The following is a 22,013-nucleotide window of genomic DNA, read 5'->3' as shown; positions in this document are numbered from 1 at the left end:
TTTTTCGTTGTGTGTATGCACACGTGCAAGCACGTGTATCTGTGTATCGCTTTCAAAACGACCTACTGGCGAAATCCGGCAGTCGAGCCCGCCCGTCCGGTGTATTAGAGGCGGATACGGTCCCTAAAAGGGGGTGGGGGGTCACCCGAGGAGCTTGCGAATGACCGCCTCGACCCGAGGGGGCATGGTCACGGTCGCCTCGCGCTCGAATGCAGATCGGGTTTCGCCGCGCACCATCTCATCAGGGATGCGAACGTCCGACTTCACCTGCGTGACGCGTCGTTGCGAAGCACGGCCAATGCGTCGGTAAACATGCCCATCCAAGTTCCAGTCTTTCACGTGACGGTATGGAAACTGACCGCCCATGATGAAGGTGCTGTGGAATATACGGCGCTTGCCGAAGGGCTGCGCCGATACACCGGACCGGGTTTCACGTGCCTTGAAGTACTTGAGCCGAATGAACCCGCCACGCGATTGCAGGGAATAGAACAGCTTTCCCGGCTTTGCCGTATCGACGTTCTTCACTGCCCGGACGATGACCTGCCGTTCCAGACCTGTTTGCTTCGTGAGGTTGCGCACCACGCGGGTGCGGGCACGACGCCCAATCTGATTGACGATACGCGGCAGGACTTTCGGAAATTCCGTTTGCAGCCGTTTGATGCCACTGGAGTACCGGCGCAAACCCTCGATGTTTTCCCATCGATAGTTGAGCATCGCGAATTCCGCCTGTGAAACGAAAAACCCCGGTCGCGGTTGCGCCGGGGTTCAATCAATCTTTTTTAGCATCCAAGGTGTAAGTCAACCCGGAGTCGCAGGTCAACACATATTTTCAGGCTCTAGCCGTTGGACACCGTCAAAAGCCCGGAAAAGCTGGACGCCAACCATGTCGCGATCTTCAAGCCATGGTGTTGCCGAGCGGTGCGAAAAGATCAATTTGTGGCCGACGAGCCGATCCATGAGCGCTGATTCTAGCTTTGTGAGGGCAGCAACCCAAATCTGGTAATCGATCCGACCCAGAATATCGGCTGTTGGATCAGGTGTTAGGACAAACTTTCGATAAGCACCCGGATATGGCCGACGCGCGCGACGGTTAAAACCATCAACCTCTATCAAGTATTCTCTACCGAAAGAGTCAACCGCTGGCCGTTGAACGAACCATGTCGGCTCACCTTCGCGGCGTGCGAACACCACGCATTCCGGTTCCGGTGCGCTGTTATCAGGTACGCGGCCCAAGACAGCACTGGAAATCACGAGCGAGGCAATGCCAGCGCTGCGCGAACGGGCAGGGCGCAGCATCAGGCGTTCTCTTGCCCGCGCCACCGCATCTGCTGTTAGCCCGTCGAAGTCCTGCCAGTCGGCAACCGGGTTCCAGCCATCCGGGAAAGAAACATCAAAACGGGCAAGATCGGCAACGGCCTTGCCGACTTCAAGCGCATCCTCATGCGGCGCACCCTGTTCAATCCACATGCCGGGATCGGCACGGTCGCGGTCGACAAGCGTCATGAGTTCGGCAAAGCCCAGAACTTTTCCCCAAGACGAGGCTTCCAGTTGCCGCCAGGCAGAGTGAATGCTATCCAGACCATCAGCACCGCCACCTTTTGGCAGTTCGTGGACGAAAGCCCAGACGAGAAGTTCATCAATCGTTACGGTTTTCATGTTTTGCACCACTTGCGATAGTTTGCACCAGTTTGCACCACTTTGAAAAGTGGAAATAGAATAATAAAATCAGTCTGTTGCACCACTCTGCACCAGTTTTGGCTTGTGCATATAATAAGCTTTTTCCCCCATCCCCCTTTTTCCCTTATGTATACATAGAGAAAACTGGTGCAAACTGGTGCAAGTTGTTGAAATCATTTCATTTATCCCGTTGTTTAAACTGGTGCAGAGTGGTGCAAACTGGTGCAAACTACTGCACAGCATAAGTTTAATCATATCAAAGGGTTGCCGGTTTCAGGAGCGAAAGCCGTGCCGAAGGCGGGGTTGCGGGGAAGATTGTCGAGCATCATCGCATGTGCGCCTCATAATCGTCAGAGCCGGACGCGTGAGCGGGTTTAGGAACCTCAATCAGGCGCAGGCCATGGTATTTCACAGCACGCCCGTCCTCGCGTCGGTACTTCTTTTTCATAATCAGTCCGAATCTGGTCAGCGAAATAGGCTTGCCGCCCTGATCGACGGTGAAGTCAACATAAGCCTGATAGAAGTCCTTGGCAGTCACCTCGCCATGCTCATCAGCTTCGATACATCGGGCACAGAAAGCGGACGTGGGGTCCATTTCGTCGCGGTATTCCTGCGTTTTCGCCTCGACCGATGCCGGAATGACCAGCCCTTCACGCAGGAAGATCAGCACACCCTCTATGAGCCAATTCAGTATGCCCGGATATTCAGGCTGGAATTCCGAAACGACTTCCTCAAATTCGCGCTGCTCTTCCTTTTTCAGTGTCACAGGCCAATGCACCACGACCATGCGCCGCCAGATGCCGTTGTCCGTGCCGGTGATGCGAGGATAGCCGTTGCCCGACATGTGCCCGGTGAATATGGGCTTGAAATCGAAATAACCCTGAAACAGGTCGCGGACGGTGAAATCTTCGCCGCCCGTCAAATCCTTGACCAGATTTTCCCGCAAATCCTCGCCTTCAGGCAATTCCTTGACGCGCAGGAAGCGTCGGCCATAGAGCCGGGCCATGTCGGGCGAAGCTGCGCCACCTGAATTGCCTTCGCCTATGAAGGATTCGGACGGCAGCGTAACAGAAACATCGCCCAGCAGACGGCAGAGCGTTTCCATGTAGACGGATTTGCCGTTAGCGCCGAAGCCGTAATGGAAGAATAGTTTCTGAACAGTGATGCCGACCAAACCCAATCCGGACGCCACCTGCACCATGCGGCGCACATCGTCGCTCGGTAGCATCCGCTTGAGGAAGGCGTCCCATTTCGGGCATTTGGCTTTCTGGTTGTAAGCAACAGGCACAATCTGTGTAATCAGGTCGGTGCGCCGATGCCCCTTTATCACATTTACGCTCGCGGACTTTTGGTCAATTGTTTCGGGAATATCCTCACGATTGTCGTCAGGATCATCGTAAGCCGGGTTTCGGACTTCCTCGACCTTGCGTGAGAAAATCAGGGTGTGATCGAGCAGAGCAACCTTGAGCGGGTCGGCGTTGAAGTCGTCTGGCGAGCGCATCACATGCGGTGCCAAACACGTCAGCATGGCCTCCAGCCGCGCGCGGTTCTTTGATGTGACCGCGTGATCCATGCGTCGTTTTTTGCGCTTGGCAAGGTTTGCTTTCGCATTCAGCGCGGCGTCAGCCAGTTTCTTTTCAGGTCTTGATCGTTCATCCTCCGGTTTTTTCAAGGCATCCTTGCCAGCCTTGACCACCTCATCCTCGGCGGGGGTGTATTGCAGGAAATCGGTTTCCATGGCGATACGCCCGCCAAGCTGCTGCGCAATAGCAAGCGAGCGGGGATCGCCGGTATCGATATCCCAATGCGTTCCGTCCCATATGGCATAAGTCGCCTTGCGAGCCTTACTCTGGGCAAGCACCAGCATATCGTCACCAAAGTGGCGCTGCAGCCGTTCCGCATTGTCAGTGTCTGAATGATCGAGTGAAGCGCAGGCCCTGACAACTTCGCGGTCAACTGTCCTGTCCCCGCGCGTGGTGGCGGCAGGCTCCCCATCATCTGGGGAGTGCGCATCAGGTGAACCATCGGTAACGGGGTTACGGGGCTCGATATCGGCGGCTTCCGCCTGCCGTGATGCTTCGTCCATGATAGCTCGAACAGCCGCTGGAATATCTTTGGTAGTCTTGGTCACGCGGCACCTGCCATCATTTCAGAAAAATCAGTCCCGGCCGGAGGCCAGGCAATTGCTACCTTGCGATCTGGTCGCAGAATGCGTGCGCGGGCGCGCGCCATTGCGGCGGACGTCATAACGCGCTCGGAATCCCCATCACCCAGAAGAACAATCTCGCGCACGTGGTCGCCAACCCAGAAGCCGTCTTCAGGCCCTCGATCCGGGCGCGGGACTGGCCCTTGCACCATGACTGCGCGCAAACGCCCCTTGGCGTCTTCTTTCTTCAGGGTGGGGTGCGCAAAGCGTGATGCAGGGTCAGCGGGGCCGGAGAGATTGCCGAGATCGCCGGCTGCGAAATAGAACGTGTCAGGCCGGAGATTTTCAGCCCGAGCAACAGCCAGCGTATTTTCTATGCCTTCACCACCTACCCAGCGTTCCAAGCGTGGATGACCGGCAAGCGGGATCAGCCCGCCTTTTTTACTCCCGCGCATCTTTTTGGTTGGCAGAAGCTCGCCCAATTCCTGGTCGATGATATCGGGCCTGCATTTGGGGCGGTTGTCGAGGTCGATCCAGGTGATATGGCAGCCGATGACACCGAGATCAGGACCGATGATCGGTGCGATCATGGCAGGCCCTTCATGGAGCGCGTCGCCGCCATGCCAATAGGAAACATTCTGGCTGACCCGCAACCATTCGGATTCTGGCGCGCTGGCACCACGCGCCATGAGATAATAGCGACCGAAGGTAATGCCGGTGCTGTGAAGCGGGATCGCCCGGTCATAGATGCCGCGCGCTTTGTTTCGCTCGATTTCACGGTAATCCGCCTGGCTCTTGGCCTGTTCATTCTGCAATTCGGCATTGCGCCTGCGCTGTTCTTCCAGCCGCTCCATGCGTGCCGCCCTGTCGTCATCGGATTCCCGTTCGCCACCTTCCGGGATTGGCTGTCCAAGAAGAATTGAACAGGCTTCCAGCAGCCCTTCGCGGTTGCGGACATTGAGACCGTGCACGTGCGCAGCCATGCCGATGGCGTCATTCCCGCCGACTCCACCCTGCCGGCAGTTCCATTTGTTCTTCTGGGTGTTGAACGCGAATGTATCCTTGCCGCCGCAGGCGGGGCAGGGTTGCGGGTGCTCGCTTCCGCGCGGGTTGCATTTCAGGTTGAGGCGCTGCGCGGCGTCAGCGATCGTGACGGCGCGAGCATCTTCGACAAAGAGTTTCAGGGCGGTGCTCATTCCGCCGCCTCCAATTGTGCCGTCAGATGGCTGCAGTTCGCGGCTACGAGGGCAGCGGCGACCGGCGGCGAAACGCTGTTGCCGCAACAGGAAACCTGCACCGACTTCGAGAAAAGCTCACCATTGATGCCGCGCTCGATCTTGTAATCTACCGGGAAACCTTGCGCGAGATAGAGCTCGCGGGGCACAAGCATGCGCATACCAATGTCCACGATGACATAGACAACGCCGCCAGCCTCTATGGTTACGAACTCGCGTTCATCCCAGAATCCATAGGAGCGCAGGAACGCGGCAACCTCACGTGCCCGGTCGGCCTGAGCAGGCGAGAATGGCGGCACGTCAAGCGCAGCTTCAACATGTCCGTGTCGGTCCTTAGTCGTGACGGTCCTGACAGGCTGGTTTTCTTCGCCACCATCGCCGGTGCCGTAATAGGCTTGCAGATACGGCGCCACTACGCTTTGCTGCGAGCCGGTTTGCGTGACAGTAGAAACCGGTTCGCCCATGGCACGGCCCGGATTGACACCGCCTTCGCGGCGGCTGTCATTGTTATGTTGCGCCATATAAGCTGTAATCAGGCGGGACTTGCCTTGGCCATCAGGCATGACCGTGTGCGCCGGCTCCTCAAGGCCATGGCCGGTCGAAGTTCCGAAATCGCGAGCAATCAGTGCAGTAGCGAGCGCGTGTTTTGTGCCGCCCGCGACTACAGTGCCGAGCGGCCTATCGATATCCAGTGCCCTTGGTGCTTGACCCGACCGCTCACCATATCCGACCTGAACCAATGTCGGTGCGATAACGCTGTTCTGGTCTTTCGTGCTGGCAGTGATGGTATGCGAGGGGCTCTCGATCGAACGGGTCGAGCCGCCATGCTGCGCTGCTGTCAGCACCGGGGCGACGACAGTCAGGCCGGCCCCGCCCGCCGTGATAGTATGTGTCGGCTCGTCGGCTCCATTGAACGGCTTGCCCGCATTGCGCATTGTCATGAGGTGCGGGGCGATTATGCCTAATGGCGCAGCGCCGCCGGGTCGCTTGATATAACTGTTGGCGGTTACGGTAGAGAGCGGCTCGCGCGCATCCTGCCCGGTGGCTCCGGTGTTGAAGCGGATAACTGACGGCGCAATCAGCGCATTGGAGATTCCGCCAGCGGTGACGACGCCATGCGGCTCGGACAGAGGATATTCCCTGCGCCCGCCACTATCGCCATGCGCAACAGACGCAAGATGCGGCGACACTACAGCCTTTTCGCCGCGATGCGCGCCGGTGATGGTCTTGAACGGTTCGTCAACCGCTTCGACGCGCCCGCCATGGGTCAGGTTGACAAGGAATGGGCGCTCCGCGTCCAGTACATAGCGTTTCATGCCGCGAGCAACACGGGCCATAGTGTTATCAGCAAGTGGGCGCACGGAACGAAGCCCGTGCCTTTCCATGATCTGTTCGGACGTATCGAAAATGGAGGGGCAGGGCAGGGACCAGTCGATGATTTCCGCCGCTGTGCGCCATGGCAGTATGCGCCCTGAAATAACATCCGGATCGGTTGGCGCGCCATGGGTCGGCTCTGGCCAGACAATGGGCTGGCCATCGAAACGAATAACGGCGAAGAAGCGCTTGCGGATAGTCGGCGCTCCATAATCGCAGGCGCGCAATTCCCGCCACTCGATCTTGCCTCCAAGCGAGCGAATCTTGCGGCACCATTTTCTGAAATACTCGCCCTTGTGCTCTGGATCTGGCATCAGGCCGCGCGCTGTTTCGATCAGCGGGCCGTAATCCTGAAATTCCTCGACGTTTTCGAGTATGACGACATCAACCTTGCCGCCGCTGCGCTGAACGCGCTCGATCCAGCCGGGAATGATCCAGGCGAGGTCACGAATGTTACGCTCAACTGGCTTCCCGCCCTTGGCCTTCGAGAAGTGTTTGCAGTCAGGCGAAAACCAGCCCAGCCCGACATGCGCTCCGCGCAGATAATCGAGCGGGTCGATCTTGTAGACATTTTCCGACAAGTGCAGTGTTTGAGGGTGGTTCGCTTCATGCAAAGCCAGTGCGGCCGCATTGTGATTGATTGCGATATCCGGCGAACGGCCCAGGGCCATTTCAATGCCGGTGGATGCTCCGCCACCGCCTGTAAATGAATCAATAATCAGCGGGAGGTTCATTGTGTTACCCCCACCTGATCGCGACCCTTCACATTCCACTGGCTGCAGATCGTGTTGAAGTACGATCGGATTTTATATTCCGACATACCAGTGGCCTTAACCATCTGGCAGCGGGTCATTCCCATTTCGCGCAGAAGCATCAACCCTTCGATGACCATTTGGGTTGGCAATTCAGGGGTGAAGCTTGCAGGTGTAATACTGCCGGGCTGACCAAACGTTTTCATGGGTAAACCTTTCGTCGGGTTGCGAGCGAATGCTTGTCAAAAAAGGAAGGTGAACGCCCAAGCCAGGCGCAGAATGATGCAAGCGAGTCCGAGCCGATCGCTTTACCTGCGATGACGCGGTGCACGTCGTCAGAGGGAACGCCACATGTCCGCGCGACCTGCTGGATGTTCATGCGGCAAAGGATTCTCTGGCGGTCAACGAACATGCCAAGCACTGTGAAATCAGTCGCTCCCCTCATGCGGTTGCCTCGTTGTTGAACAAGGGGCCATGATCGGGCACGTCAGAGCGAGCATCCGAAACGCGCCATTCCTTTTCGATGCGCCGTTTGGCGATGTCGGCGTATTCCGGGTTGAGCTCGATCAGGATTGCACGGCGACCGTGGCGAGCAGCGACCAATCCGGTGGTTCCGGCGCCGCCGAATGGATCGAGAACGACACCATCTTTCGGGCAACCGCCGAGAATGCAGCGTTCTGCCAGTTCTGGCGGAAACGTAGCGAAGTGAGCTTCGGAAAAGGGTTTAGTGGCAATCGGCCAGACAGACAGCGGCGCAGGCTCATAATTGCGAAGAAAGCGGCCATTTGCGCTCTGCTCTTCCTTCGTCATCTGATCCCAACGGCCATTGAAACCGTCATGTCGCCGACCATGGCCACGCTGCTTATCAGTCCGTACACGGTTATGAGCGATCACAGTATGGAGGCCGTCACCTTCGGTCCAGCCCGCTACGCGCCTGTTTCCGACGGTTTTCCGTTTGCCGGGTTTACCGCCAGTGTATGAGCCTCCGCGATAACCATTTGCATCTTCATCACTGGCCCGCCCTTGTCGGACAGCTTCCGCGTCATAGAAAGAGCCAATGCGTATCCAACGAGCGCCTTCGCGTGACGGGTCGGTGATGAACGAGCAGCGCTCAGTCAGATCCGGTGCAAAAGAAATCTCGCCCGTATCGCGGGCGCGCCACACGTCGCCATCGTCCGACTTCGTCAGCATGAAGATTTTCTCATGCGCGGCAGACGGGCGATAGGCACCGGAGGAATCCGGCATCGGATTGGATTTGCCCCAGATGATTTCCGAGCGCACCCACCAGCCGTCGTCCTGCAAAGCAATCGCAAGCCGGTTGGGGATCATCAGCAGGTCTTTGGATTTGATACCGCCACCAATCGTCGAGAAGGGTTTGTCCCTGAAAGTCCGATCATCAGTACCTTCAGCCTTGTAATCCGCGGCTGACTTACCATTAGGCGTGGTTGCATAACAGTCACCATAATTGATCCAGCAAGTGCCGGTGGGCTTCAGGACACGGCGCACCTCTGCAAACACGCGAACCATAACGGCCAAATGTTCAGCGAGGGTTGGTTCCAAGCCCATCTGACCGCTGACGCCATAGTCGCGGAGGCCCCAATAAGGCGGTGATGTAACCACACAGTCGACGCTATCGTCCGGCATCGCGGCCATGACGCTTATGCAGTCGCCGAGACGAATTTCCACGCGACCGTCGAGCAAATTCATTGCCATGGTGTTACCGGAGAAAACAGAATAGAGGCGTAGGCGCCCGCAATCACTGCACCCACGCATAATGATGCGATGAGCAAGACAATCTGCCATGAGCGCGGATCATTGGAGGGGCGGCGCACCATGGTCAGTCATCCCCTATGATGCGAAGCGCGGGATCGCCTCGACGCGCATTGGTGATGTGCCCGGATAGTTTCCGTCTGAGTTCGGAAACATGCCGCTCGACCTGCGATGCGGATTTATCGAGTTTAATGGCCTCAGTGCCGGTCACCTTGCCATCGGCAAACACCTGCGCACCTACGCTCATTACTTCGCCCACGCTGCGGACAACCTCGGAATGGGCATTCAGAATGTCGCCAGCCGCCCTGACGTCCTCGCTATCGGGTTCCGATAGTCGGCGGTTGTTCAGGTCCGCCATTACGGAGGTTACGCAAGGTACGCCGCATTGAGCCTCAAGCTGGCAGACGACATGCACCGGCATCATGTCGGGATCGAGCGTGTTGTTGTATCGACCGACCTGACTTTTCGACATGGAAACTAGCGACGCCGTTTTCTCAACGCCCCCGCAATATTTGATGAGATCGTTCTGGGCTGCCTTGATCCGGTAAAACCAAGCATCGGTTAATGGGGTCATGGGTAAGTCCTCAAATGGCAAAGCTTTCCCGTGGCGGGAAAAGCCGCAGTTTTTTCCCATGGTGGGAAAGGGATTGGAGTGTCAGGTTGCCGGTGTCAGATCACTACGGCGGACCGCTAACCTTCGCACGCTGCCAGGGGCGCACCAGCCGCCGAAACAACGGAGCCAGAACACTATGCCAATGCCAAACGCGGAAACCGCCCTTGTCATGGAACGGATCAAAAATGCGGCGGTCACCAAGGCCCTTGAAGAGCTTGCCGTATTGCTTGCCGGCAGGATCGACTACCGGCATTACCGGGCAGTGAATTCGCGCCTTGTCGAAATCGTCGAGCGAATGCCAGTCATCCCACTGAAATTTGCGGCGGGCGTGCAGGTTGACGCGCTCGATATGGAGATGATCCAGCAGAATTCGGTAGGCATCACCATCAATGCGATCGACGACGCCTTCAAGGCGGCTCGCAAGCGACTGCGCTAGAGACCGGCAGGAGGTCGCACGAAATGAGAAATAATCATGCTCTCGCGCTTCGCGCTCCAGTCGGGCAATTTCGCGACGAACAAGGATCTTCAGACGGCGCAAACGCACTCTATCCAGATCGCGGCGCGAATGGCCGGCCAGGAAAGCGCAGGCTGCATTATCAAGGCGGCGGAAAAGAGGCTTCATGCCGTCACCTCGGCAAATGGCTTCAACCCGTAAATATCCGGGCGAAGTGCGTGGCGAGAAACGCCGGTGAAGGCTTCTACTTCGAGCACACGTTTTGGGGGAACGACGTCCCATTGCAAGACCGCAGAGGGCGTCAAACGCAAATGGCGCGCCAGTGCGCTGGCGCTGCCGGCTTTGTCTATGGCGAGCTTGAGTGCTCCGGAGGGGTCAAGGTTCGGTTTCATGAGGCGATATAAGCATAACTTAAAAATGAAAGCAAGAAACTCTTAAATGGACTAGAAACATGTTTAAGCTTCACATGCAGCCCATGAACAAGAATGAACTGGCGATCAAAGTTGGGGCAGCTATCCGGACGGCGCGAAAGCAGCGCGGCTTGGTGATGCGCGAGATTGCGTCCCATCTGAACACCCAGACCGCCGCTGTCGGTAATTGGGAAATTGGCAAGAATCTCCCGTCGACTGAAAATCTGATCAGGACTGCCGCGCTATTGAGAGTGGATGCAGCGGCATTAGGACGGGGCGAGGTAGTGTACCTCGACGATCAGCCGGTGAATGAAGCGGAGATAATCTCTGATTCTCACGAGTTGCCGAAGGGTCCGCTTGATGTTGAGGTCAGGGGTGTGGCCGTTGGTGGCGATGATGGCGATTTCTCGCTTAACGGGGAAATTACCGGATATGTGCGCCGCCCCCCTGGGCTTGCCGGCATTCGCAAGGTATTCGCGCTACATGTGATCAGCGACAGCATGTGGCCACGATATGAGCCCGGTGAGCTTATTTATTGCGGTGGACGCGAGGCTGTGCCGGGCGATGATGTTGTGATCGAAATGTTTCCGGTGAAGGAAGGTGAAATCGGTCACGCATATATCAAGCGCCTTGTCCGGCGCTCGACGTCGGAGATTATCTGCACGCAGTTCAATCCCCAAAAGGAAATCAGTTTTGATCCTTACGCCATCAGGAACATGTGGCGCGTAATCCCTCTCCGGGAACTATTAGGTTATTGATCCGGGACGCGTTCGCGCGTTCTCGGTCGAGCTCAGTTTTGAAAGCTGGGCTGAGTATCACATTTTTTCCCGAATCTCCATTGCGTCGGCATTCCGCGCAGTACAGTTTCAGCCCCAGATCGTTGATTAACGTCCCGTATTTGAAGCCGAGTTTGTAAAGCTCTTGCGGCTTGCGCCATCGCACGTGTCCGCAGTCTCCACACTCAATCGATATCGAAAAAGTCTGTCCAATTGTCGGTTCTTTCGGGAACATTACACACCCTTTACGCCCTGTTTGTTCTCATTCCGTTCTCATAATTGATTCTTTTTTTGGCAATGTCGAATCGATTCTTTTGTCTGTGGATTTCAAGAGCCACTTGAATTGAAATATAAGTTATGCTTACATTGCGCCACATCTTTCAAGTTGGAGGCAAGCATGACTCTCCCATTCACCCAATCTATCGGCCACAAGGCAGCGGTTTCTCGGCCCTCATTTCCAATCCGCAACACTGATCCGCGTAGCCCTGAAAGCACCCCGCATCTTCGCGCTATCGAAATGGCGAAGACGATGCAGGACATAGCCGCATCGTCAGGTGCTGCGACATTCAAGGACTTGATCCGGGCCGGTTTCACATCTGCTGAAATCATCGAGTTCGGCACACAAGCCCAGCATTTGGCTGCGGAATGGAAATCGGAAAGCCGAAGGCCGGTTCACGACAATATCGCTGACATGGTCATGAAAGTCAGGCAACCGGTTCCGAACCGCCCACCCATGACGGTTGACCTCACAACATCAACGCAGTTTTTCGAGGCTTGGGGACGGTATTGCGCCAGCCGCGCGGCCCTGATGTTGGACCCTTGGGCACCACAGCGCGAGCGCTGCATTTGTGTGCTTCAGGAGTTCTTGAACCTCCTTCCCTTGCTTCCAGCAGAGCGCGCCAGGCTGACCCTCGCGGCAGAGCAAACCTTGCCGAAAATCCCGGTTCGTAACGGGAGGGCGCTGTCATGACGGTGACAGAATCCATCGCCGGGAGCGTCATCGCGTTCGCCATCCCGTTCTTTTCTCTTGTTATCGGTATCCCGCTATGACTTCCGAAATACTTTCGTTCCGTCCAGACGGTTCTGTCATGGATCTCGCCAATCCGCTGGATAGCGATATTCACTGGCCCACGATCGCCAGCGCCCTTTCAAAGCTGGCCCGCTTCAACGGCATCAATAGAGGCCCGATGCTTCCAGTCGCGCAGCATTGCGTAATGGGTGCAGATGCTTTGGCGAATGAAACGGGCGACACGACTTTGTGTGCTTATTTTCTTCTGCATGACGCCCATGAGGCGCTGCTTGGAGACTGGTCGCGACCGGCGGTTCTGTTTCTGGCCGATGCACTCTATCGCATGCACGATATACCGATGCATCGTGTCCGGGACGCTGTCGAGGCCGTAAAGGCGCGACTGGATCAGGCGATTTATCGGAAGGCTGGCCTGCCACCTTCTGTTCCATTCGCTGTCAAGGAAATGGACGAGCGGATGCTGCGCGCCGAAACAGAGGCGCTGTTTGGCAATAACGGCCTGAAGAATCTGGCCGGCAGGGAATTGCCGATGCCGAAACTCACCGGGGCAATCAAGCCGTGGGCGCCGATGAAGGCAGAGGAAGCGTGGCTTGACCGGCTCTCCCGCTATCTTGGCATCGACTGGAGGGCGGCGGCATGACGTACAATCGTCATGAAATTATCGGCCGTCTTGGCGCTGATCCAGAGGTTCGCAACGCCAATAGTGGTGACCTCATCGTCACCATGCGCGTGGTCACGTCCGATTACTGGCGCGACAAGCAGACCGGCGAGCGGAAAGAAAAGGCCGAATGGCATACAGTTGTCATCTTCAATCAGGCACTTGCGAAGACCGCAGAACAGTACCTGTCAAAAGGTAATATCGTTTTCATCGCGGGCAAAAGCCGCACACGCAAGTGGGAAGATCAGCAGGGCAACACCCGCTATTCCACGGAACTTGTGCTGGAGAGCTTTGGCGGTGAATTGAAGCTCATGCCCCAAGGAAACGGCGGGCGAGGCCCTTCCAGCCAGGACGATTACGGCGATGGACGCTCGCGCGACCAGCCAAGCCAGACCGCGAACCAGCAGGGCGGCGGCTACAACCCAGCTTTGGATGACGAAATCCCCTTAGCGCCTGAATGGCGCGGATAACGGGCGAATTGTGCCCTTCAACTAGCAGAGGAAAACATGCAACGCATCCGCGATTCCAACACCATTATCGGACTTCTGGAAAACGGCGAACTGGCGCAGCGCCTGACCACCGAGATGATGGATACTCTTGCCGCCTTGCAGGAGCACACCGGCGGTCGGCCAAAGGTGAAAGCCAAAGGTTCCGTTACGCTCAAGCTCAATATCGAAGTGGTTGACGGCACTGTCACCATCGAAGCGGAAACCAATTCCAAACGTCCCAAGCCGGTCCACGGTTCGTCGTTCTACTGGCTTCTGGATGACGGCTCTCTTTCCACCCAGCACCCCAAGCAAATCGACATGTTCGGTGGCCCTCGCGATGCCTCGCGCAGCGTGACCGACGTGATCCACGGCTAACCCTTTAAAAATCAGGAGTTAAAATGTCCGAGAATACTGCAACTTCCGAACTTCTGCCGTCCAATAGCTTCGATATCCGGGCCGCTGCCGATCTTGGCGCACGGGCAGATGGTGCCGAACTGGTCGTCATCGAAACGAATGATCAGATGGTTGGCCTGCCGAAATCAGTACCCGCATTGCTGACGCGAGGCGAAACACCCGGCATCAACAGCGTTTCCAAGCTGCTCGAAGAGCATCGCCTGCACCCCAAACGAAAGCATGGCACTGCCAACGCGCAGACGCTGGGTTCACTCATCGATCTCACCAACCGACACAAGACCGATAATTCCGCTGTTTTTGTCGACTTGAACTGGCGCAAGCCATCCATGACGACTGTCATCGACTATCATGAAGCTCAGAACGGCGGCATTGCCGACTTTCTGTCCCATCGTATCCACTACGAGTTCCCTCTGTCCGAGGAATGGAAAGTCTGGATCAGCAAGGACGGCGAATTTATGGATCAGGAAAAGTTCGCTTATTTCCTTGAAGATCGCATTCCCGATCTTGCGTCACCTTCTGATGCTGATGTGGCCAACATCGAGCGAGACTTTTCCTGCACCGTTGCCAACCCGAACCAGTTGGTTGAGCTTTCTCGCAAGATGCAGGTTAATGTGGAGTCCAAGGTCAAGGTCAATCATACCCTTCAATCTGGTGAACGACAGCTTCAGTGGGAAGAAAACCACGTTGGTGCGGACGGCAAGGCCATTACTGTGCCTGGCATGTTTATCCTGTCGATCCCGGTATTCTTCATGGGCGATGCGGTGCGCATTCCGGTTCGTTTGCGCTATCGCGTTAGCGGCGGCAGTGTCCATTGGTGCTATCAGATCTACCGCCCGGACCAGATTATAACCCAGCACCTGGAGCATTCGGTTTCCGACGTAAAGTCGGCGACGGAACTGCCATGCTTCGCTGGAAAGCCGGAGGCAGCGGCGTGACGAAGGTCAGCTTCAGCATAGAAAGGGGAGCTTTGCTCCCCGCCCTTGCGGCGGTTAATCGCGCCGTTGAAAAGCGCAACACGATCCCGATCCTTGGTAACGTGTTGCTGACCGTCGAGAATGGCGAACTGTGCGTTACCGGTACGAACCTCGACATTGAGGTCAAGTCGGTGGCAAAGCAGGATGGGTTGCCAGATATCGGACCCTTCACCGTACAATCCGGACTCTTGCATGACGCGGTCAGCAAGTTCGCTGACGGCAGTGTGGTCACGTTTGAAGGCGACGAGACGCACGTGAACATCAAGTCGGGTCGATCGCGCTTTCGCCTGCAGGTGTTGCCGGCGACGGACTTCCCGGAAATGTCGGCAGGTGAGTTCACGCACGAATTCGCCCTGCCGGGCAATGTGCTTGCGCGCGTCCTTTCCACAGTGGCATTCGCAATCTCGACCGAAGAAACGCGCTATTACCTGAATGGCGTTTTCATCCACAACGACGGGGAGCATCTGGCTTTCGTGGCGACAGATGGCCATCGCCTCGCGCTAATGAAACTCGATGCTCCGGCTGGCAGTGCAGCTATGCCGCCAATCATCGTGCCGCGCCGCACTGTTGCCTTGCTGCAGCATTTTGCGAAGGGCGATGAGAATATCATTCTAAAGATATCCGACCGTAAAATTCGCATTGTGCTGCCTGACGGGACCGCCATCACGTCGAAACTGATTGATGGTACGTATCCAGAATATCAGCGGGTAATTCCTGCCAATAATGACAAGGCTTACACCATTGATCGGGAGGAACTTGCGGGCGCGATCAATCGCGTGAGCACGGTTTCAAGCGAGCGCGGCAGGGCTGTGAAATTCAGTTTCGGCCCGAGCGAATTAAAGATGGAAGTCACCAATCCCGATAGCGGGCAGGCCGAGGACAGCATTGTTGTCAACGAAGGTCACGACGACGAAGTGACTATCGGCTTCAATCACAAATACTGCCTCGACATACTTGGCGCTGTTTCTGCCAAGGAAATGCGGTTCGAACTCAGCGACCCCGGCGCACCGTGCAAAGTTTCGCCCGTCGGGGCCGAGGATGGTGACGTGCCACCGCTTTTCGTCATCATGCCGATGCGGGTTTAGGGGGAGGCTATGAAAATCATTCTTCCAGAAGACCTACCACAACTGGCACTGTCAGTGCGCCAGCCGTGGGTTCACTGTATTTTTCATCTTGGAAAGCCAGTCGAGAACCGCAAATGGAACACAAGCATTCGCGGGACGATTTGCATCCACGCCTCCAAGGGAATGACGCAGTACGAGTATGAAGACTGCCGCACCTTGGCTTATCAGATTGGCCAGATTGATGACGCAACGGGTGAAATGTTGCGCTCGAACCCCGTGCCGTCACTTCGATCGATCCCGCGCGGAGCCATCATCGGCACGGTCGATATCGTCGATGTGGTTCGCCGGTCAAACGATCCTTGGTTCTTTGGCCCGTATGGCTTCGTTCTCGACAATCCGCGTCTGCTAGAAAAACCAATCACCTGCAATGGCGCTCTCGGTTTTTTCGATTGGCGGAAGAAATGTTCTGCGGAGGTGCGCGATCATGGCTGACAAGACCCATATCGAATGGACGGATGCAACGTGGAATCCAATCACAGGATGCAGCGTCGTTTCGCCCGGATGCACGAATTGCTATGCCATGAAGCTCGCCGGCACGCGCTTGCAGCATCACCCTTCACGTGCCGGGCTGACTGCAGCCTCGAAGTCGGGGCCGGTTTGGAATGGCAAAGTTCGGCTTAACCGCGAATGGCTCTACCAGCCGCTTGAATGGAAAAAGCCGCGCATGGTGTTCGTCTGCGCGCATGGCGACCTTTTCCATGAAGACGTTCCGGACGAATGGATTCTAGACATTTTTACCATCATGGCGATCGCCAAACAGCACACTTTTCAGGTTCTAACCAAGCGCGCCGACAGGATGCGCGAATTTCTATCGCGCCCCGAAGATGACCTGCTCGAAGCAATCTATACCAACTGGTACAGCTTTGACGGTGGCGCGCGCGAGGTCTGGTCATGGCCGCTGCCCAATGTCTGGCTTGGCGTTTCGGTTGAAGACCAGAGGCGGGCCGACGAGCGCATTCCTGCGCTGCTCGACACTCCGGCGGCAGTTCGCTGGGTGAGTGCCGAGCCATTGCTTGGGCCTGTCCGGCTGGATCGTATCGGCGAATTTGTGGATACGTTCGCAGATTGCGGCGGTCATCCAGTCCCTGAACTGCCGCTAGACACGCAAGATGCCACTTGGCTCAACCCATTCAAAGGAAAGTGGGAGGCAGAAGCCCGCGCTATGGACGGTTCATCGCGTGGTCCGCTTGACGCCGGGCTGTTACACGATGGCGGTCGGCTTGATTGGGTTGTGGCAGGTGGAGAGAGCGGGAAGGGCGCGCGTCCTATGCATCCGGATTGGGCGCGTTCTCTGCGCGATCAGTGCGTTGCGGCCGGTATTCCATTCTTCTTCAAACAATGGGGCAATTATGCACCGCTACTTGGCGCTATGCCGCCAGACACCATGTTTCATGCAACCAAGAAAATAGCCGGTCGGGTTTTGGATGGCATCGAACATAACGCGATGCCGGGATCAGTACGCCATGGCTGATCGTACCAGAAAAATTAGGCCGGGTAGTAGGCTGCAAAACCGTGAAACGAAACACCCTGCACGTGTGATGACGATAGCCGAGGGCTGGGCCATGGTGCGCCCGATGAGCGCACAGCCCGTTCTGGTCAATATGCGTGAGCTTCATTTGAAATATGAGGTGACGAAATGGTAGCGATAGGCGAACCTGCCCGCATCATATACACCAATTATCGCGGCGAGACTGCCGAACGCACCATCACTCCGAAGCGGGTATGGTATGGCATCAGCGATTGGCATCCCGAGCCGCAATGGTTTTTGACGGCTTTCGACCACGACAAGAATGCCGACCGTGACTTTGCCCTCATTGACTTCGGCCATGCTCAGCCATCCGCAGCGCGTGATCTGGGGTTGGGGGAGGCTGTACGGGAGCACTTAAAATGGTTTGAGCGCTTCATCTGCGATCAAAACGAGCTTAATAGTTCGACGCCTCGTAAGGTTGCCCAAAACGCGCAGAACGCAGCGGCAGAACTTCGCGCTGCCCTATCCTCCCCGGACCATGCCGACGCCGGTAAATTGGTCGAGAGGGATGGACTGCAATCAGCCGCCATTTCTAACTTGATTGAAGCGGCGAAGGAAGAGGCTGCAAAGGCAATGCGGAAATTCCCGCAGCCGAATTATATCATCTCCAAAATTGCCGAAGAAGCTGGAGAGGTTGTTAAAGCCGCCATCCATTGCGCTGAAGGCCGGGAAAATCCAGAAGCCGTCATCGCAGAAATAAAGCAGACGTTTGCGATGCTTTTCCGGTTGCTCTTGGAGGGCGACGAAGTTCACGGATTGTCGCCGCTGCTCCCCTCTGCACCAGCTTCGGAGGGCGCAGAACAATGAACATTAAGATCGAGAGCGTCTCCGACGATACACCTCTTCGACTTGAACATGCTGTTCGCCTAGCATTTCCCGATGGCAGCATGAAAGCTGCTGGGCTTCGGAAAGAACGCGATGCTGGACGATTGCAAACAGAACTGATCGCAGGCAAAGAATATGTAACGCTAGCTGCTATCAGGGAGATGCGGGAATTATGTCGCGGACGTCGAAAGGAGCGCGCCTCGTCTGGCGCGACGAGAGCCGCAAAAGCGATGGCTCGCTCAGAAACCGCGCCGGGTGGTTCATCCGCGATGGGCAAAAATTCATCAGCGTTGGCGGCGGCGAGACAAGCCGTGAGCGCGCTGAAATCGCGCTCGCAGCCTACATCAACGAAAAATACCAGCCAGCGAGAGAGAGGGGACGTGACCCCGATCAGATCCTGATTGCCGATGTCGTCAATGTTTATTTGACGGATGTTGCAACCAAGCATGCGCGGCCTGGCGAGACTGCAGCACGGATTGAAACCATCTTGGATTTCTTTGGCGAAAAGATGCTGGGCGAGGTCAACGGAAAATTGTGCCGTGACTTTATCGCTCAGTCCTCGACCGAAGCGGCCGCACGGCGACAACTCGAAGATTTGCGCTCGGCTATCAATTACTACCACAAGGAGGGCTACGCGACCTCCGCTCCGAAAATCACACTTCCTGATAAAGCCCAACGACGAGAACGATGGCTTACCCGTTCCGAAGCAGCGAAGCTAATCTGGGCTGCATGGCGGATGTCGCAACGCGCGCCCTCGGGCGACGGCAGTCTTCGCCGTACCGGCAGGCACCTTGCCCGGTTCATGCTGGTTGCGCTTTATACCGGCACCCGCTCGGCGGCAATTTGTGGGGCAGCAATCCGACCGACAGAAGGCCAAGGTTATGTCGATCTGGAGCGCGGCGTGTTTTATCGCCGGGCAGAAGGCGCGAAGGAAACCAAAAAGCGGCAACCGCCAGTGCGGCTACCTGTTCGACTCCTGGCGCATTTGAGACGTTGGGCCACCACGGAACTGGAAATTCATACGAAGGGCCGCGCTAAGAGCAAAAATATCGGGCGGAAAATCTCTCAGGACTATGTCGTTGAATGGAACGGAAAACCGGTCAATTCAATCAAAAAAGGCTTTCGCAGTGCTCGCAAGATTGCGGGGCTCGGGGAGGATGTTACCCCGCACATCTTCCGTCACACAGCTGCGACATGGCTGATGATGGCTGGAACGGATGTATGGCAGTCCGCAGGCTTTTTGGGGATGACAGTCGAGACTTTGGTGCAAACTTACGGGCATCACCATCCCGATTTCCAGATTGATGCAGCCGAAAAGATAACGGCGAAGCATGGTGCTGCGCGCCGACCAAAAAACGTTGTGAGCATCAATGATGCACAGACAGGGAACAAGGCGGATTCTCCCCACATTTTCCCCACAGATAAAACGGAAATAAGGGTGAACAAGCGCAGTTAAGCGTGATAGAAAAGACCAGAAACTCGGACCTTTCAAAGAAAGCCCCCGCGTTCGGGACGAGGGGGTCGGAGGTTCGAATCCTCTCACTCCGACCATTTTCCAAGTGCCAAAGCACTTTTATCCCGATATTTCTCTTCACATCAATATCCGCCAGCCTGTGATGAGCCGTTGCATTGGCACCACTCGAACTATTTCTTCCTTCAAGGCACCTGTATTGGCTACAATCCAAGTTGATGCCGTGTTAAATGCTTTCCCGAAGAGCATTGGCGCATTGAGGTAGACTTTGCCTAATTAATTCCGGTCTCAATCCAGTTTCACCCATGCAACCTGATAGCAGCGAGCTGTCGGGCGTGTGAACTTGTTCATCGGGTGGCGGTTAGAGACCGGTTTGGCATTGTCAAATGTGCCGGAACAGCTTGCCTGTCTCTGCTCTTCAATCACTTGAAAAATCGCCATGCCGCGCCCGGAATGGGCACCTCATTCGCCATCTTGGTGAGCTTCCAAAATGGAAGACCGAGATATTATGAGCGATATTCTTCGGGTGCGGTGGACGATCACACCGAAAATTGCCCCTCAGCCTTGGATTGCGTGCAGTGGATGCGGCAAGCTGAACGCTTTTCGATCCAGCGGAAAGGTCCGGCTGAATGCCAACGGCCGTAAGCTTGATGCGTGGCTGATTTATAAATGCCTGACATGCGACAAGACATGGAATCGGTCGATCTTTGAACGGCAGAATGTCCGCGAGATCGATCCCAGGATACTGGAGGCTCTTCATTCCAACGATCCGCAATGGATTTGGGCCGAGGCGTTCAATATGCAGGCATTGAGACGCAAATCGCAGCGCGTCGACGAGTTTGCAGAATACGATGTCGCTAAAGGTGTTGTGCACGAAGCAGCCTTTTTCAAGACAATCGAGATCGAGTTGCAAGTTGCCCTTCCGGTCAATATGCGCCTGGATCGTCTGTTGGCAACCGAGCTTAAAATCTCTCGCACGCGCCTTCAGGTGCTCAGTGACGGAGGCACAATTCGGATGACATCGGATGAAAGCGACGTCGTCATGCGGCGACGGATCAAAACCGGGGTCGTGGTTTCGATAAAGCCGGAGGCTTCGGATCAAGCGATTGATTGGCAATCACTGGTAGCAGGAAATGCAGGCTGACAAATATGAAGGCCCGGATCAGGGCCTTCATATTTGTGGCTAGTGTGGTGGATTTGAATCCGAAATTCGTTCACGGCACTGCTCCTAAGTGATGCGAATTTCGGATTCCCCACAATAGCGCCAGAGAATAGAATTCACATCGGTTGTTATTCCGCTTTCCCGAAAACCGACAGGCGCATGAACTCTCCATCATATTGGGCAAGGGCGACCACGCGTTTGCGATCCAGTATTTCCACACGGTTCGAACGGAACAGGATCAGGCCCTCTTCGCGTAGATCACGCAGCATTCGATTGAGATGGATGGGCGTCAGTCCCAGAGCATCGGCGAGTTGATATTGCGTCAAAGGGCAATAGAAAGAGTCCGGATCGCCCATCCCGCACGATTGCACCCGATCGGAAAGCTCCAGAAACAGGTGGGCGGTTCGGACAAATGCTGCGCGGCATCCGATATTGGTAAGATGTTCGATCAACATCGAGCGCTGACGCGCAAGAAGCTCGATAAGGATCAGACTGAGGCGCGGTGCGCGCTCAATAGAAGTTTCAAGCGAGGCAAGCGGGATTTCGAAAATCGACATGGGCGTGATCGCCGCGATTGTGTTGTAGCTATAGCCATCGGCAGTTCTGAGTCCGAGAAAATCGCTCCGCATGGGAAAATCGATGATTTGTCGTTCGCCGCTCGACAGATCGCGATATACGCAACCCCAACCGGAGCGTACGAGATGGATGCTTCTGACGCGCGCACCCTGCTCGATGATGATGGCATCGGCGGTAAAGTCGTTTTCAATAATGGTGAGAGATGAAAGCGCGTCTGTTTCCCGCGCTTCCAGCTTGGCAAGAATTGGAGGTGCCTCCAATAAACCAATAAGCGCTTCAATTGATGGGTCTGTGGTCTGCCTGCCACTATGCATTTCTAACCCACTAGAGCGTATCCCGAAATTTGTAAGACAGCCTTTCGGAAAAGTTGCACCTGAAAGTCACAACTAGGGCACCTACTCGATTCAATCAAATCGATAAGCGCCTCAGAGTTCCGCCTAATCACATGGCGGTCGGACAACCGTGTAAATAGCAGTCGGCGTTTCCATCAAAAGTCTGAGTATCCGTGAGTTTTGAAACACCTAACTGCCTCTTCGGCGTTGGTGAATTCAGTAAACTC

24 protein-coding genes are annotated in these 22,013 nt (G+C 55.9%); 13 read left to right on the top strand and 11 right to left on the bottom strand.

Annotated elements, in window-relative coordinates:
- Positions 1 to 141: 141 nt before the first annotated feature.
- The 10 genes from MKS82_RS08825 to MKS82_RS08780 all read right to left on the bottom strand — a co-directional run bounded on the left by MKS82_RS08825 (position 142) and on the right by MKS82_RS08780 (position 10,413).
- Positions 142 to 714, bottom strand: coding sequence for a hypothetical protein (locus MKS82_RS08825; protein WP_240578611.1), 573 nt, complete (start codon positions 712 to 714; stop codon positions 142 to 144).
- 102 nt (positions 715 to 816) lie between these two features.
- Entirely contained in the window at positions 817 to 1,656 is an 840-nt protein-coding gene (locus tag MKS82_RS08820) for a hypothetical protein (protein ID WP_240578610.1), read from the bottom strand.
- A 346-nt stretch (positions 1,657 to 2,002) separates the two neighbouring features.
- A complete protein-coding gene (locus MKS82_RS08815) occupies positions 2,003 to 3,808 on the bottom strand; it encodes a DNA primase family protein (protein WP_240578609.1) in 1,806 nt (601 codons plus the stop codon).
- The gene (locus MKS82_RS08810) at positions 3,805 to 5,019 is read right to left on the bottom strand and encodes a DUF7146 domain-containing protein (RefSeq protein ID WP_240578608.1); all 1,215 of its coding nucleotides are present in this window, start codon (positions 5,017 to 5,019) and stop codon (positions 3,805 to 3,807) included. Before MKS82_RS08810 ends, MKS82_RS08815 begins: the two co-directional genes overlap by 4 nt.
- Positions 5,016 to 7,166 (bottom strand): DNA cytosine methyltransferase, encoded by a 2,151-nt coding sequence (locus tag MKS82_RS08805; protein WP_240578607.1) that lies wholly within the window; start codon positions 7,164 to 7,166, stop codon positions 5,016 to 5,018. The genes MKS82_RS08810 and MKS82_RS08805 overlap by 4 nt, the downstream gene beginning before the upstream one ends.
- Positions 7,163 to 7,390 carry a hypothetical protein gene (locus tag MKS82_RS08800; RefSeq protein WP_240578606.1) on the bottom strand — a complete coding sequence of 76 codons (228 nt, stop codon included), beginning with the start codon at positions 7,388 to 7,390 and terminating at the stop codon, positions 7,163 to 7,165. Before MKS82_RS08800 ends, MKS82_RS08805 begins: the two co-directional genes overlap by 4 nt.
- Positions 7,391 to 7,625: 235 nt before the next feature.
- The gene (locus tag MKS82_RS08795; protein ID WP_240578605.1) at positions 7,626 to 8,897 is read right to left on the bottom strand and encodes a DNA methyltransferase; all 1,272 of its coding nucleotides are present in this window, start codon (positions 8,895 to 8,897) and stop codon (positions 7,626 to 7,628) included.
- Positions 8,898 to 9,021: 124 nt separating this feature from the next.
- The gene (locus MKS82_RS08790) at positions 9,022 to 9,528 is read right to left on the bottom strand and encodes a hypothetical protein (protein WP_240578604.1); all 507 of its coding nucleotides are present in this window, start codon (positions 9,526 to 9,528) and stop codon (positions 9,022 to 9,024) included.
- A gap of 103 nt (positions 9,529 to 9,631) precedes the next feature.
- A complete protein-coding gene (locus MKS82_RS08785) occupies positions 9,632 to 10,189 on the bottom strand; it encodes a hypothetical protein (RefSeq protein ID WP_240578603.1) in 558 nt (185 codons plus the stop codon).
- Complete coding sequence (locus MKS82_RS08780) at positions 10,186 to 10,413, bottom strand: transcriptional regulator (protein ID WP_240578602.1); 228 nt, start codon at positions 10,411 to 10,413, stop codon at positions 10,186 to 10,188. Before MKS82_RS08780 ends, MKS82_RS08785 begins: the two co-directional genes overlap by 4 nt.
- A gap of 83 nt (positions 10,414 to 10,496) precedes the next feature.
- On the opposite strand from MKS82_RS08780, the gene MKS82_RS08775 reads away from it, so the two are divergent.
- The 13 genes from MKS82_RS08775 to MKS82_RS08715 all read left to right on the top strand — a co-directional run bounded on the left by MKS82_RS08775 (position 10,497) and on the right by MKS82_RS08715 (position 20,860).
- The gene (locus MKS82_RS08775; protein WP_240578601.1) at positions 10,497 to 11,189 is read left to right on the top strand and encodes an XRE family transcriptional regulator; all 693 of its coding nucleotides are present in this window, start codon (positions 10,497 to 10,499) and stop codon (positions 11,187 to 11,189) included.
- A gap of 415 nt (positions 11,190 to 11,604) precedes the next feature.
- Positions 11,605 to 12,177 carry a hypothetical protein gene (locus MKS82_RS08770; protein WP_240578600.1) on the top strand — a complete coding sequence of 191 codons (573 nt, stop codon included), beginning with the start codon at positions 11,605 to 11,607 and terminating at the stop codon, positions 12,175 to 12,177.
- Between the two features lie 76 nt (positions 12,178 to 12,253).
- Positions 12,254 to 12,874, top strand: a complete 621-nt coding sequence (locus tag MKS82_RS08765; protein ID WP_240578599.1) for a hypothetical protein — start codon at positions 12,254 to 12,256, stop codon at positions 12,872 to 12,874.
- Positions 12,871 to 13,362 carry a single-stranded DNA-binding protein gene (gene ssb, locus MKS82_RS08760; protein ID WP_240578598.1) on the top strand — a complete coding sequence of 164 codons (492 nt, stop codon included), beginning with the start codon at positions 12,871 to 12,873 and terminating at the stop codon, positions 13,360 to 13,362. The genes MKS82_RS08765 and ssb overlap by 4 nt, the downstream gene beginning before the upstream one ends.
- A 36-nt stretch (positions 13,363 to 13,398) precedes the next feature.
- Entirely contained in the window at positions 13,399 to 13,755 is a 357-nt protein-coding gene (locus MKS82_RS08755) for a hypothetical protein (protein WP_240578597.1), read from the top strand.
- A 23-nt stretch (positions 13,756 to 13,778) separates the two neighbouring features.
- Positions 13,779 to 14,729, top strand: coding sequence for a DUF2303 family protein (locus MKS82_RS08750; RefSeq protein ID WP_240578596.1), 951 nt, complete (start codon positions 13,779 to 13,781; stop codon positions 14,727 to 14,729).
- On the top strand, positions 14,696 to 15,853 hold the full coding sequence (gene dnaN / locus MKS82_RS08745; protein WP_151576457.1) for a DNA polymerase III subunit beta: 1,158 nt from the start codon (positions 14,696 to 14,698) through the stop codon (positions 15,851 to 15,853). The genes MKS82_RS08750 and dnaN overlap by 34 nt, the downstream gene beginning before the upstream one ends.
- Positions 15,854 to 15,862: 9 nt before the next feature.
- Positions 15,863 to 16,324, top strand: a complete 462-nt coding sequence (locus MKS82_RS08740; protein ID WP_151575167.1) for an ASCH domain-containing protein — start codon at positions 15,863 to 15,865, stop codon at positions 16,322 to 16,324.
- Complete coding sequence (locus MKS82_RS08735) at positions 16,317 to 17,363, top strand: phage Gp37/Gp68 family protein (protein WP_151575165.1); 1,047 nt, start codon at positions 16,317 to 16,319, stop codon at positions 17,361 to 17,363. The genes MKS82_RS08740 and MKS82_RS08735 overlap by 8 nt, the downstream gene beginning before the upstream one ends.
- Before the next feature lie 294 nt (positions 17,364 to 17,657).
- Positions 17,658 to 18,227, top strand: a complete 570-nt coding sequence (locus MKS82_RS08730; RefSeq protein WP_240578595.1) for a hypothetical protein — start codon at positions 17,658 to 17,660, stop codon at positions 18,225 to 18,227.
- Positions 18,224 to 18,646 carry an excisionase gene (locus MKS82_RS08725; protein ID WP_235924382.1) on the top strand — a complete coding sequence of 141 codons (423 nt, stop codon included), beginning with the start codon at positions 18,224 to 18,226 and terminating at the stop codon, positions 18,644 to 18,646. The genes MKS82_RS08730 and MKS82_RS08725 overlap by 4 nt, the downstream gene beginning before the upstream one ends.
- Before the next feature lie 23 nt (positions 18,647 to 18,669).
- Positions 18,670 to 19,701, top strand: a complete 1,032-nt coding sequence (locus MKS82_RS08720; protein ID WP_235924383.1) for a tyrosine-type recombinase/integrase — start codon at positions 18,670 to 18,672, stop codon at positions 19,699 to 19,701.
- A gap of 523 nt (positions 19,702 to 20,224) precedes the next feature.
- Positions 20,225 to 20,860 carry a DUF1062 domain-containing protein gene (locus MKS82_RS08715; RefSeq protein ID WP_109985915.1) on the top strand — a complete coding sequence of 212 codons (636 nt, stop codon included), beginning with the start codon at positions 20,225 to 20,227 and terminating at the stop codon, positions 20,858 to 20,860.
- A 146-nt stretch (positions 20,861 to 21,006) separates the two neighbouring features.
- Here the strand turns inward: MKS82_RS08715 and MKS82_RS08710 are convergent, their stop codons facing one another.
- Positions 21,007 to 21,768: a Crp/Fnr family transcriptional regulator gene (locus tag MKS82_RS08710; RefSeq protein ID WP_109985916.1), complete on the bottom strand. Its 762-nt coding sequence runs from the start codon at positions 21,766 to 21,768 to the stop codon at positions 21,007 to 21,009.
- Positions 21,769 to 22,013: the final 245 nt, after the last annotated feature.

Source organism: Ochrobactrum sp. A-1 (genome assembly GCF_022488005.1).
GTDB lineage: Bacteria > Pseudomonadota > Alphaproteobacteria > Rhizobiales > Rhizobiaceae > Brucella.
The sequence above is the reverse complement of the archived record's forward strand: the minus strand, read 5'-3'. Positions and strand labels throughout refer to the sequence as shown.

Bases quoted from the DNA above. Each gene is read 5' to 3' on its own strand.
- MKS82_RS08825 (WP_240578611.1), bottom strand. From the start codon at position 714: ATGCTCAACTATCGATGGGAAAACATCGAGGGTTTGCGCCGGTACTCC.
- MKS82_RS08820 (WP_240578610.1), bottom strand. From the start codon at position 1,656: ATGAAAACCGTAACGATTGATGAACTTCTCGTCTGGGCTTTCGTCCAC.
- MKS82_RS08810 (WP_240578608.1), bottom strand. From the start codon at position 5,019: ATGAGCACCGCCCTGAAACTCTTTGTCGAAGATGCTCGCGCCGTCACG.
- MKS82_RS08805 (WP_240578607.1), bottom strand. From the start codon at position 7,166: ATGAACCTCCCGCTGATTATTGATTCATTTACAGGCGGTGGCGGAGCA.
- MKS82_RS08800 (WP_240578606.1), bottom strand. From the start codon at position 7,390: ATGAAAACGTTTGGTCAGCCCGGCAGTATTACACCTGCAAGCTTCACC.
- MKS82_RS08795 (WP_240578605.1), bottom strand. From the start codon at position 8,897: ATGGCAATGAATTTGCTCGACGGTCGCGTGGAAATTCGTCTCGGCGAC.
- MKS82_RS08790 (WP_240578604.1), bottom strand. From the start codon at position 9,528: ATGACCCCATTAACCGATGCTTGGTTTTACCGGATCAAGGCAGCCCAG.
- MKS82_RS08785 (WP_240578603.1), bottom strand. From the start codon at position 10,189: ATGAAGCCTCTTTTCCGCCGCCTTGATAATGCAGCCTGCGCTTTCCTG.
- MKS82_RS08780 (WP_240578602.1), bottom strand. From the start codon at position 10,413: ATGAAACCGAACCTTGACCCCTCCGGAGCACTCAAGCTCGCCATAGAC.
- MKS82_RS08775 (WP_240578601.1), top strand. From the start codon at position 10,497: ATGAACAAGAATGAACTGGCGATCAAAGTTGGGGCAGCTATCCGGACG.
- MKS82_RS08770 (WP_240578600.1), top strand. From the start codon at position 11,605: ATGACTCTCCCATTCACCCAATCTATCGGCCACAAGGCAGCGGTTTCT.
- MKS82_RS08765 (WP_240578599.1), top strand. From the start codon at position 12,254: ATGACTTCCGAAATACTTTCGTTCCGTCCAGACGGTTCTGTCATGGAT.
- ssb (WP_240578598.1), top strand. From the start codon at position 12,871: ATGACGTACAATCGTCATGAAATTATCGGCCGTCTTGGCGCTGATCCA.
- MKS82_RS08755 (WP_240578597.1), top strand. From the start codon at position 13,399: ATGCAACGCATCCGCGATTCCAACACCATTATCGGACTTCTGGAAAAC.
- MKS82_RS08750 (WP_240578596.1), top strand. From the start codon at position 13,779: ATGTCCGAGAATACTGCAACTTCCGAACTTCTGCCGTCCAATAGCTTC.
- dnaN (WP_151576457.1), top strand. From the start codon at position 14,696: ATGCTTCGCTGGAAAGCCGGAGGCAGCGGCGTGACGAAGGTCAGCTTC.
- MKS82_RS08740 (WP_151575167.1), top strand. From the start codon at position 15,863: ATGAAAATCATTCTTCCAGAAGACCTACCACAACTGGCACTGTCAGTG.
- MKS82_RS08735 (WP_151575165.1), top strand. From the start codon at position 16,317: ATGGCTGACAAGACCCATATCGAATGGACGGATGCAACGTGGAATCCA.
- MKS82_RS08725 (WP_235924382.1), top strand. From the start codon at position 18,224: ATGAACATTAAGATCGAGAGCGTCTCCGACGATACACCTCTTCGACTT.
- MKS82_RS08715 (WP_109985915.1), top strand. From the start codon at position 20,225: ATGAGCGATATTCTTCGGGTGCGGTGGACGATCACACCGAAAATTGCC.
- MKS82_RS08710 (WP_109985916.1), bottom strand. From the start codon at position 21,768: ATGCATAGTGGCAGGCAGACCACAGACCCATCAATTGAAGCGCTTATT.